The following is an 11,740-nucleotide window of genomic DNA, read 5'->3' as shown; positions in this document are numbered from 1 at the left end:
AGCAAACACAAACACACCAAAAAACAGAGGATCATGCAACATCCCGGATCACCTCCGTATGTTACACAACCCTCTGTGTCACTTCACACATTTTCTGTCTGACGTAAGCCCCGTATTTTCTAAAGCGGGCCCAGATGGGGGAGTTTGAGGGGGCCTGCGGGATCGCGACTCGGAGCGGGCCCCCTCAAGTATATTTCCTCAACTTTCCATCAAAGCTGCTCTCTAATATACCCGAGCAGTTCCCCTGATGGATCACACTTATATTCCCAGAACATAATGCCGCCCATTCCCATTTCTTTGAGATACTCGATCTTACCGGCCAGAGATTCTTCATCCTCATAGCTCACAAAGGTCTTTCCATCGAAGAGATACGGCACTTTCGCCACATCATCCCAATATCTTTCAAATCCGTTTTTTCCGATCCAGTCTGCTTTGAGCTCTGCATAATCTCCGCCGTAGCCACCCACACTGTCGGCTTCCATGCCAAGACCATGACGGCAGCCTTCTCCCTTGACCCCATTCCACTGTCTGGAATAGAACGGTACACCAAGGATCAGCTTTTCCATGGGAATGCCTGCCTCATGGAAGACCCTCACAGCCTTATCCACGCAGACATCCAGAAGATTTCCTTCGGAATGATAAAGAGCCGCATGGTGACCGGTCACCTTCTGGAAACCGCCCTGAAGGTCATAGGTCATGAGCTGTACATAATCCAGATAACGACCGGCTGCCTCCATATCTGTCTGAAGGGCAAAATACACATCACCGCCTACGGCAACAGAAAGCGTCTTTTCTCCCTCCATATGATCCAGAGATTCCCGGAGTGCTTTCAGAAGCAGCGTATAATTTTCCTTGTCATTTTCATGTGAACCGATACCTGCAAGAGAGGTACCCGGATACTCCCAGTCGATATCAATACCGTCCAGACCGTATGTCTCCACAAGAGAGACCGCACTGACTGCAAAGAGTGCTCTTCCTTCTTCTGTTCTTGCCGCCTGTGAGAAACCATCTGCTCCCCAGCCGCCTACCGACAATACGATCTTGATATCCGGATTGATCTCCCGGATCTTTGGCAGATATTCCTCGTTTCCGCAGGTGTTCCAGACAACCCGATGGCGCTCAATGAGTCCGAATGCAATATTGATGACATCCAGGTTTTTAATATCCTGTTCTTTCAGTATTCCAAGGTCTTTTGTACTTACATAGCCGATTACTTTTTTCATGTTTTATCCCTTCTGTTGTTATTCCTGCCTCTTGTTCTTCCGGCAGGCTTTTCATCCGTTTCCTGTCTTGCACACGGATGACTCCTCAATCATTGCAGGTCACGACTTCCCCATGTCCCAGATTGTAGGTAATCTCACCTTCCAGTTCTACTTTCAGAACCGTTGCAAAGGGATGTTCCTTCATTCCCTCCGCCCAGATCCATAAAGTTCCGGGAATGCCGCTCCACGGAAGGGCTCCCGTATAGGAGAAACGAAGTTCCTCGCCGGTATGGAGAACCGTTACTTTTTTCACCGGAGTCTTCACACCTTTCACACAGAGAGCCTCTCTCGGTGTGTCATAAACAAAGAGGTAGATCGTCTTCTTGTCTGCAGAAAGAGTGCTTCCGCCCAGGAACTGTGCATAATTCAAACCTTTTTCCGTGCCGTGTACCGCTTCTTCATGGTCGGAGATCCAGGTTCCCAGATCCTCCAGAACTTTTTCCTGTCTTTCATCCAGCGTGCCATCCTCCTTCGGTCCTACGTCAAGAAGCATCCTTCCCCCCAGAGTGATGCAGTCGCAGAACATCCGGATGATCTGACCGCTGGTCTTGTAATCGTTGTCGGACGGACGATAGCCCCAGGAATCGTTGATCGTCGTACAGAATTCCCATTCCCCTTCCGGTCCGTAAAGAGGAATTCCCTGCTCCGGCGTCTCATAATCGCCATACCCCTGCATGCGGGAGTTCAGGATCACATGGGGATTCAGAGAGTGAAGATACTCACGGAACTCCTTCATATGCCACTGGCTTGCGCTGCGCTCCCAGTCTCCGTCAAACCACAGAAGATCCACGGTGCCATAATTGGTCATAAGCTCACCCAGCTGATCGTTGTTGAATTTCAGGAACTCTTCCCATTTTTTCGGATCTTCTTCACCACCTGCCGGTGAACCGTAAATGTCGTTCAGACAATCCTCTTTTTTCATTCCCTCCGGATAAACACTCCGATATCTGGGATCTGACCAGTCAATAAGAGAATAATAAATACCCACCTTCATTCCGGCCTCACGGACTGCTTCCACGTACTCTTTCACCAGATCACGGCCGGCCGGCGTCTTTTTCAGTACATTCAGATCACTGTATTTCGTGTCAAAAAGTGCAACACCGTCGTGATGTTTGGATGTCATTACCACATAGTCGGCTCCGGCTTTCTTAAAGAGAGCCGCCCATTTTTTCGGATCATATCTGGAAGCGGTGAAACCCTCACACTGCTTCATATAATCTTCATAAGAAATGTTTCCGTTGTGGAAGGACCAGGATTCTGATACATCCCCCACTGCATAAATACCATAATGAATAAAAATCCCAAGTTTTGCTTCTCTGAACCAGTCCTGCATCATAATGTGCGCTCTCCTTTCTCATGTGACATGCTCCCACCACTTAAATCACTGATTTTGAAGTGGAGGCTTCTTGCTCAATGGCTCTACTGAGCCAAGTATCTACAAGCTATCCTCGCGTGCCCCGCGATTCTTTTGCCCGGACAAGGGCATTCCTTCCAACCCAAAATGGAAACACAACCGATTGCAGACAAGTCTGCATCGTTTTCCTTTTCATTTTATTGCTGCTCTTAACTTCATGGAAAAAGGCATATTACACGTCAAAGTATAATATGCCTTTTTATTCCGGACTTCCTCGTCCGTTTGATAAATCCCGGATCAGTCCTCACTTACCGGAAAATGACCGGCCATCCCCCGCGCAGGAGGCCGGTCCAACGGGCTTACGCCCGGTTGTTGCTGTTACAATTACTCAGCGATGGTGTCGATACCCTGAATGGACAGCCAGTCCTCAAGACCCAGAGCATACATGCCATCTACATATGCCTGCCAGGTAGCGTCATCATTGATATCCTGCTCGCCTGCTACGAACATAGCCTGCTGCTGCTCAAAGTAGTCTTTGATAGCGGTGCTGATATCTGCATAAGTATCGATGCTGTCCATATCGATCCAGTTTTCCTCGATCACACCCTCAGTCAGGTTCGGCTCATAAATCTTCTCTACGGCATCTTTCTCATCGTAGTCCGGATTTGCCTCTACCAGACGGAAGCCAGCCGGCATATATTTGGAAACTGCCTGCGGCCACAGGTTTGCCCAGGAATATTTCTCCTGATCCTCTTCGGACAGAGTGGATTTATCGATTACATGATAGCCGTCATCCTCTTTGGTAACGATGGTGCCAACCGGGCCGGTGGAAATTCCGATACCGTTCTCAAGAGAGAATGCATTGTCGAACCAGCGGCAGATCAGTTCCGGATCCTCTGCATTATCGGTTACAACAACCTGGGTTCTGTATACGCTGAATCCAGTGGTATCACGCAGCCAGATACCGCCATTCTCGGTATTCAGTACCGGCAGAACATCCCATACACTCTTCTCCGGACCCCGTGCAATACCGGAGAACTCGTTGCTTCCGTAAGCGATGGATACGCCGTACAGATCTCTACTTCCTTTTCCTTCCCAGGTAGAGCTGTCCTGTGTATAAAGTTCGGTATCAATCAGGCCTTTCTGATACATGCCGCTGAACCAGGAAAGGAACTCACGGTATTTGGAGCTGACACCGCCGTATACGGTCTCACCGTCAACAATTGCCAGACCATTTTTGTTCATCGGCATTCCGAAGTAACCAGCCATTGCCTCGATGTGTTTGTTGTTCGGGTCTGTGGAGAACGGGATCTCATCGGTAGTGTCTCCGTTTCCATTGGCATCCTGATCTTTGAAGGCCTGAAGAACTGCCTCAAACTCATCGGTGGTGGTGGGCATCTCAAGACCCAGGTTTTCCAGCCACTGACCGTTGATGTACGGTGTATAACCAACAAGATCATCCTCTACTACATAAGGAATGCTGTAGATATGTCCGTCCGGAGCAGTCATTTTCTCTCTGACACCCTTAAGGTTCAGGATCTCGGTGATCTTCGGGCAGGACTTCTCGAAGTACTCTTCCAGCGGAACAAATACACCCTGGTTTACGCCGTAGTTCAGGATCAGGTTGTCACTTAAGGTCCAGCCGGCGATAACGTCTGCGTAATCACCGGAGTTCAGATCCAGGTTCAGTCTCTCGGTAGCGGTCTCGTACGGGAACAGACGAAGTTCAACGTCTACATTGGTCTGTTTCTTCAGCTCATCCATCATTACGAACTCACCGGTAGCACTGGAATCATCTACGAACATGGAGAAGCTTGCATCTCCCTCATTCGCTACCAGCGGAAGCTCCTGGGTGGTCTCAGCAGTAGTTGCTGCGATAGTCGGATCCAGGTCTTCTGCCTTGGTGATCGGCTGACTCGCATCTGCCTCAGCTGCTGCTTCTGTAGCTGCTTCAGTAGTAACTTCTGTGGTTTCCTCGGTGGAATCACTTGCTGCTGCGGGCATTGCCATGCTTAAGATCATGGAAGCTGCCAGTAAAGCGACAACGGTTTTTCTTTTCATTGTTTTGTCCTCCTCATAATAAAATGTTCCATTTATCATACCGCCCGACGTCCTTTATGGGATGACCGGGTTTGTACTGTCAGACGCCGGCGGAAAATAAATCGTTAAAAGTTTCCGGTGTATCAGCCCTTTACGGAACCGATCATAACACCTTTTACAAAATGCTTCTGTACCAGCGGATACATGATCAGGACCGGCACACTACTGATGATGATCAGAGAATATTTCATAACATCGATGAGCTGCTGCTGTTCCTGCAGGGCTGCACGGGCTGCAGCGGTGGTAGCCGTCTGTGAAAGAGCCGTCTGGTTGGTGATCAGGATGTTTCTCAGTACCAGCTGTAAGGGGTACTTATCCTGATCGGAAATATAAAGCAGAGCTGAGAAATAGCTGTTCCAGTGGCCAACTCCATAATAGAGAACCATGATCGCGATGATCGCTTTGGACAGCGGCAGTGCGATCTGGAAGAAGAATCTGGACTGCGTACAGCCATCGATCTCACCCGCCTCATAAAGCTCCTCGGAAATATTGGATTTGAAGAAAGTTCTTGCCACGATCATGTTGTAAACGCTTAAGCAGCCCGGAAGCACCAGAGCCCAAATTGTATTCAGCAGCTGCATGTTTTTAACAACCAGGTAGGTCGGGATCATTCCGCCGCCGAAGAACATGGTGATCATGTAAAATACGGTAATCGGTTTCTTTCCGGAGAAATTGTCACGGGAAAGCGCATAAGCGGTGGGAAGGGTAACTGCCAGGTTTACACAGACACCAACGAAGGTGATCACGATGGAGTTGAAAAAGCCCCGCATAACCTGACTGTTTTTGAATACCTCTGCATATCCCTTCAGGGTGAAACCCATGGGACGGAGCAGAACCTTACCGGCAGATACGGCTGTCGGATCGCTGAAGGAAGAAATAATAACCCAATAAAGTGGATAGGCCACAACAAACAGGATCAGCGTCAGGATGATGAAGATGACCGTATCGAAGATCACATCTTCCCTGCAGCGCTTTACAGGTTTTGTTTTCATATTGTAATTTTCTTTTTTCATGTTCAGTTTCCTCCTACCACAGACTGTTTCCTGACATCTTGTCGGATGCCTTGTTCACAATGATCAGCAGCACCAGGTTTACAACGGTGTTGAAAAGACCAATGGCTGTGGAGTATGACATATCATTGTTTACCAGACCGACCTTATATACATAAGTGGAAATGATCTCGGATACACTTCCGTTCAGGCTGTTCTGCAGAAGGTAAGCCTTCTCAAATCCGATGGAAAGGATGCTTCCGCAGTTCATGATCAGAAGGATCGTTGCTGTCGGAAGGATAGACGGAAGATCGATATAACGGATCAGCTGGAACTTGGTCGCTCCGTCAACCTTTGCCGCCTCATGAAGCTCCGGACTAATACCTGCGAGAGCTGCAAAGTAGATAACGGAACTCCATCCGGTACTCTACCATACGCCGGTCCATACATAAATATGTCTCCAGTACTCTTTCTTCGCCATGAAGTTCACGGCATCGATGCCCATGGATTTCATGATCTGGTTGATGACACCGATCGACGGTGAAAGGAACAGGGTGATCATACCACACATAACTACGGTAGAAATGAAGTTCGGCGCGTAGGTTACGGTCTGAATAACTTTACGGTATTTTTTGAACCGGAGAGAGTTCAGCATCAGAGCCAGGATGATCGGAAGCGGGAAAGATACGAGCAGTCCATACAGACTCAGGATCAGCGTGTTCTTGATCGTCGTTCCGAAATACGGGGATGAGAAAAACCTCTGGAAGTAGTAAAGACCTACCCACGGGCTTCCCAGGATACCGGCTTTCGCATTGTACCTCCGGAAGGCCAGCTGAATACCGTACATGGGGATGTAGCTGAAAATAAAGGTCAGCACCACACCCGGCACACAGAACAGCCAGAGCGACAGATCTCTCTTGAAAGCTCTGACCGTACGGCCTTTCTTTTTCACTTTGGTTTGATTTGCTTTCATGTGTTTCTCCTCCTTTATGGATTTGTGTTGCTTTTGTTACTGCCCTCCGGCATCGTACTCCGTTAAGTGAACATTATGAACGTTTTTATATTGCATTTTCTTGAGTGAATCGATTGTTTTGTATAATGTTACCAATCCATTTTACATTTTTCGTGGATTACTAGGGCTTTTGTTGTTTTCATTTTAAGTTTTAGTTCACTTTTTGTCAACTATATTTTATCATCATTTAATACTTTTTGATATTTTTCACAAATTCAGTTATCCCTTTTTCACTATATTGCCCAAAGAAAAAAGTAAAAAATAAGGCGCAAAGAAGTTTTTACGCTTCTTTGCGCCCGTTTTTCCTGATGTTTTAACAATTTCAGCTGTTTTGTTCACTTATTGTTTTCTATATTACCGCATTGTTTTGAACGTGTCAACTGGAAATTTAAGCAAATGCTATGGTATCTGCACACGTCAAAGTATCACTTCTTCCTTCCAGCACTCCTTCTTTCCTTCCGTGAGCATCAGAAGTACCCGGTCTGCCCGGTCTGCTCTCCGCCCCGGCACCTTTACCGGATCAAGCGCACTTCTCTTTACCGTCAGGGAAACTTCTTTTTCTTCTCCTGCCTTCAGTTTTACTCTGGTGAAAGCCTTCAGCTCCTTCACTCTGGGAACAGGACTTCCCTGCAGCCGGCGGCTGAAAAGCATGGGAACTGCCGTCCCTTCCTGGTCTCCGGTATTTTTTATCCGAAAACTTACCCGCATCCCGGCATCCGCATCCAAATGCTTTTCTTCTGTTTCCGCAAAAGCAGTCCTGATATCAGAAACAGAAAATTCCGTATAGCTCAAGCCCTCGCCGAAGGTGTGGAGAGGCTGGCTTTCCATATCCCGGTAAGCTGCGGAGGAGGAAGACCTGGAATTGTAATAGACAGGAAGCTGTCCGACATGGCGCGGAAGAGAAGCCGGCAGTCTGCCGGAAGGACAGCAGTTTCCATAAACCAGGTCCGCCAGGGCTTTTCCTCCCATAGGTCCGGGATAAAAAGAATAAAGCACCGCATCGGAAGCTTTTTCAATCTCTTCGATACAGTAAGGTCTTCCCGCGATCAGAAGCACCACCAGAGGTTTTCCCAGTCTGGAAAGCTCCAGGATCAGCTCCTCCTGGGCAGCCGGGATATGACACATGGCACTGTCCATCCCTTCTCCACAGTCCATGGAAAGACTGCCGCTCTCTTTGGCGACCGCTCCGTTTCCATCAAAGACTGCCCCGCCGAAACGGGAAGAAGAGCCTCCGGCCGCCACAACGATAACATCACTTTTTTCTGCCAGCTCCAGCGCTTTTTTCCGTTCCTCCTCATCAGAAGAATTGAAACCGGAGCCCATGGCATATTCTACAGAAACGCCGGCGGGTGCCTGTTTTTTCATACCGGAAAGGATCGTCACACAGGAATCTTCGGATACCGGCGGCGTATAGTCTCCAAGCATGGCATACCGGTCTGCCGCATGATAGCCGATCAGGGCGATCTTCGGATAACGGTCTTTCAGCGGAAGAACAGGTGCTGCTGTTCCCCGGGCCTCATTTTTCAGGAGAACCGCCGATTCTTCCGCAAGCCTTAAGGAAGCCTCAGGAATCCCTGCCTCATCTGCCTCCAGCATATCCTCCTCCATATAAGGATGTTCAAAAAGACCTCGTTTAAACTTCAGCTCCAGCACGCGCAGGACTGCTTCATCCAGAAGTTTTTCCTTCACCAGTCCTTTTTCCACTGCTTCCTCCAGTCTGGAAAAAGACTGATCCCAAAGTCCTACATCCACACCGGCTTTGAGTGCCGCAGCTCCTGCATGAAGGGTGTCACCTTCTGTATTTTTCAGGAAATCCACAGCCAGGCCATCGGCCATGACAATGCCCTGAAAGCCCATCTCTTCCCGGAGTACATCTCTTAAAAGCCAGGGGTTGCTGTGACAGTAAACGCCGTCGATCTCATTATAAGCAGCCATAACACCATCCACACCGGCATCGCAGCAGGCCTGCATAGCGGGAAAATGGATCTCCCGAAGCTCCTGTTCTCCAATTCTCGCCGCACTGGCATTGACTCCTCCGGTGGTCTCTCCCTGACCGCAGAAATGTTTGGCAACACAGCTGACTCCTTCCGACTGCATACCGGCCACTGCTGCTGCCGCCATCTGAGAGGAAAGATACGGGTCTTCGGAATAACATTCCTCACTCCTGCCCCATCTCGGATCGCGCAACACATCCAGTGCAGACATCAGTGCCAGTTCCACATGGCCGGATCTCAGCTGCCGGCCGCAGGCTTCATAGCCTCTTTTCAAAGCCTCCGGATCAAAGGTTGCTCCGGCTGCCAGGTTGACCGGAAGCAGGCCGCCGCCCAGAGCCTGATGGCCATGCGGACACTCACTGCTCATCATCACCGGAATGTGCAGGCGGGAATGCTCCAGCACATATTTCTGAAGGGAATTGTAGGCTTTTTTCGCAAGTGCCGGTGTGATTCCGGTCTTCTCATCCTTGTCCGCCCAGGGATCCGCCCGGTAGAAACCATATAAAACGCCAAGGCCTCCCATTTTTTCCACTTCCTCATAGAACTCGTCGGTAAACGTGATCTTCTCGCCGTCTCTCTCATAGATACGGAAGCCGTAAAGCCGCTGGTTCAGCTGGCCGACTTTTTCCTTCCTTGTCATTTTTCCAAGAAGATCCTCTGCTCTTTCCCGTGGTGAAAGAGCTGCATTCTGATATTTTTCCATGCTTCCTCCTCTTTCTGCGCTTCAGGCGCTCACATGATGGTGTCATCATACCTTTTTTTTGAAATTATGTCCACAAAAAATTTTTTTTCGTTCATTTTGTTGTTTTTCCGGCAACAAAATGTTATGATAGCATTATAGAAACACACGGGAGATATGCGGTTTTTCCCACTCTGCAAAACCGCCTGCACTTCTGAACATCTACAGAAAACAAAGAGAGGTATTTCACTATGAGTCAGATTCGAATCCCCATCCCGGCAGTAGATTTTAAGCCGCCGGTTTACATCTGCCGCAGGGCAGAAAAGCCCTTCCAGCTGGACGGAAACATCAATAAACCCTTCTGGGAGGACGCTCCTTTTACGGATGCTTTTCTCGATATCGAGGGCAGCCACATGCCGGTTCCCCGTTTTCTTACCCGGGCAAAAATGCTCTGGGATGATGAAAATTTCTACTTTGCTGCCCAGCTGGACGGCAATGAGATCTGGGGTACAGTAACCAAAAGAGATGATGTCATTTTCCAGGATAACGATTTCGAGATCTTCATTGACCCGGATTCTGATACCGCCCAGTATTATGAATTTGAAATGAACGTGCTGAATACGGTCTGGGATCTTTTCCTGCCTGTAGCTTACCGTGACAACGGCGATGCCCTGAACGGTTATGATATCCACGGTCTTCAGACGGCTGTTCATGTAGAAGGTTTCATTAATGATCCGGACGCAGACAACAAAACCTGGAGCGTGGAGGTCGTGATCCCCTTCGCAGCCATCACAGAATGTCTGAAGGACCGCCGTGCTCCGAAAGACGGCGAGTATTACCGCGTAAACTTCTCCCGTGTCCAGTGGAAGACCGACGTGAAAGATCATTCCTATCAGAAGCGCACCGACGAAAACGGCAAGGTCCTTCCCGAAGACAACTGGGTATGGGCTCCTACCGGTGTGATCAACATCCATTATCCGGAGCAGTGGGGCTTTGTCTTCTTCTCTGAAGATCCCGGCCGCAGCGATTACGCCATTCCCGAAGATGAATACCGGAAATGGGAGCTTCGAAAATGCTACTATGCCGAGCAGATCCTTCTGGATACAAAAGGAAGCTTCAGCAATGACTTAAACGAACTGAAGGAAACACTGAAGAACTTTGCGCCCAACGAAGCAAATACTTCTCTTCGTGAAGATCTTCCCATCACCGTGGAGACCACCAGCCGTACCTTCCTGCTCTCCTGTCCTGCAGCTAATGATAACCATGTGCTTCTTCTCCATTCCAACGGAAAAGTGGAATGTGTACCGAAAGGATCTGTTACCGCATGAAAAAAGTAACGCTTCAGGAAGTTGCCACTTCCCTTGGCATTTCCAGAACAACCGTATGGAAGGTCTTCAGCGGACACGAAGGTGTTTCCGACTCCCTCAAAAGCCGGATCATCGCCAAAGCCCAGGAGCTCGGCTATGAATTTCCAGAGGATTTCCCTCTAGATCCTCTTCCGGAGGATGAGCCTCCGGTAAATATCGCCGTGGCTGTCTGCCGTCCGGAGACTTCCCTCTTCTGGATGAATATCATCCATCAGATCGCAAAGGAATTTTCTTCCCGGAACATCAACCTGGTATATGTATATCTTCCTACCTCCATTGATGAATCCTACATACTTCCGCCCGCACTCACCGGCGGTACGGTTCACGGAATGATCGTGCTCAATGTATACAATCCTAGACTTCTCCATCTTCTGGCAGATGCCCGGATCCCCAAAGTCTTTCTGGATACGGCAGATTCCGTACCGCCGGAAGAACTGAACGGTGACATGATCCTCATGGAAAACAAGAACAGTGTATACAAGATCACCAGCCACATGATCGAGCAGGGACGCAAATCCTTTGGCTTCATTGGCGATGTCTCCTATGCAAAATCCAACCACCAGCGTTATGACGGATTTCTGAAGGCCCTGGATGATCATGGCATCCCTCTGGATCCTTCCATGACCCTGACCACCCCCATCGGTATCGATACTTACCGGGAAGAGATCGAGAGCTTTCTGGAAAGCCTTTCCAAAATGCCAGATGCTTTTGTCTGCGCCAACGACCACGTAGGCTGTATTCTGCTTCAGCTTCTGGAAAAGCGCGGACTTCGAGTTCCGCAGGATGTCGCAGTCTCCGGTTTTGATAAAAATATTGAAAATCCCCTCTCGGAAAGCCTCACCACCGCAGAGGTTCCAACCATGGGACTGGGTCTCCGTCTGGCCACCCAGATCCTTTTCCGGATCCAGCATCCCGATGAACCCTTTGAGGTCATTTATCTGGCCACCAAGGTACTCTTCTGTTCTTCCACAGAATCATAAGAT

8 protein-coding genes and 1 pseudogene are annotated in these 11,740 nt (G+C 49.0%); 2 read left to right on the top strand and 7 right to left on the bottom strand.

Going from position 1 to position 11,740, the window contains the following annotated elements; genetic code table 11:
• Positions 1-209: 209 nt before the first annotated feature.
• The 7 genes and pseudogenes from DXA57_RS07850 to DXA57_RS07825 all read right to left on the bottom strand — a co-directional run bounded on the left by DXA57_RS07850 (position 210) and on the right by DXA57_RS07825 (position 9,414).
• The gene (locus tag DXA57_RS07850) at positions 210-1,223 is read right to left on the bottom strand and encodes a glycoside hydrolase family 18 protein (RefSeq protein WP_117766295.1); all 1,014 of its coding nucleotides are present in this window, start codon (positions 1,221-1,223) and stop codon (positions 210-212) included.
• Positions 1,224-1,308: 85 nt separating this feature from the next.
• Positions 1,309-2,598, bottom strand: coding sequence for an alpha-L-fucosidase (locus tag DXA57_RS07845; RefSeq protein ID WP_117766293.1), 1,290 nt, complete (start codon positions 2,596-2,598; stop codon positions 1,309-1,311).
• A 402-nt stretch (positions 2,599-3,000) separates the two neighbouring features.
• A complete protein-coding gene (locus tag DXA57_RS07840; RefSeq protein ID WP_158571263.1) occupies positions 3,001-4,677 on the bottom strand; it encodes an extracellular solute-binding protein in 1,677 nt (558 codons plus the stop codon).
• A 122-nt stretch (positions 4,678-4,799) separates the two neighbouring features.
• On the bottom strand, positions 4,800-5,729 hold the full coding sequence (locus DXA57_RS07835; protein WP_117766289.1) for a carbohydrate ABC transporter permease: 930 nt from the start codon (positions 5,727-5,729) through the stop codon (positions 4,800-4,802).
• A 13-nt stretch (positions 5,730-5,742) separates the two neighbouring features.
• Positions 5,743-6,117: pseudogene (locus DXA57_RS17720) on the bottom strand (ABC transporter permease subunit); the annotation flags it as partial.
• Between the two features lie 15 nt (positions 6,118-6,132).
• Complete coding sequence (locus DXA57_RS17715; protein ID WP_330423228.1) at positions 6,133-6,678, bottom strand: hypothetical protein; 546 nt, start codon at positions 6,676-6,678, stop codon at positions 6,133-6,135.
• 456 nt (positions 6,679-7,134) lie between these two features.
• Positions 7,135-9,414, bottom strand: coding sequence for a beta-glucosidase family protein (locus tag DXA57_RS07825; RefSeq protein WP_117766287.1), 2,280 nt, complete (start codon positions 9,412-9,414; stop codon positions 7,135-7,137).
• A gap of 227 nt (positions 9,415-9,641) precedes the next feature.
• Between DXA57_RS07825 and DXA57_RS07820 the strand changes: the two genes are divergently transcribed.
• Together DXA57_RS07820 and DXA57_RS07815 are read left to right on the top strand one after the other, a co-directional pair.
• Positions 9,642-10,718: a carbohydrate-binding family 9-like protein gene (locus tag DXA57_RS07820; protein WP_117766285.1), complete on the top strand. Its 1,077-nt coding sequence runs from the start codon at positions 9,642-9,644 to the stop codon at positions 10,716-10,718.
• Complete coding sequence (locus DXA57_RS07815) at positions 10,715-11,737, top strand: LacI family DNA-binding transcriptional regulator (RefSeq protein ID WP_158571262.1); 1,023 nt, start codon at positions 10,715-10,717, stop codon at positions 11,735-11,737. The genes DXA57_RS07820 and DXA57_RS07815 overlap by 4 nt, the downstream gene beginning before the upstream one ends.
• Positions 11,738-11,740: the final 3 nt, after the last annotated feature.

Source organism: Blautia sp. OF03-15BH (assembly GCF_003463065.1).
Taxonomy (GTDB): domain Bacteria; phylum Bacillota; class Clostridia; order Lachnospirales; family Lachnospiraceae; genus Limivivens.
The sequence above is the reverse complement of the archived record's forward strand: the minus strand, read 5'-3'. Positions and strand labels throughout refer to the sequence as shown.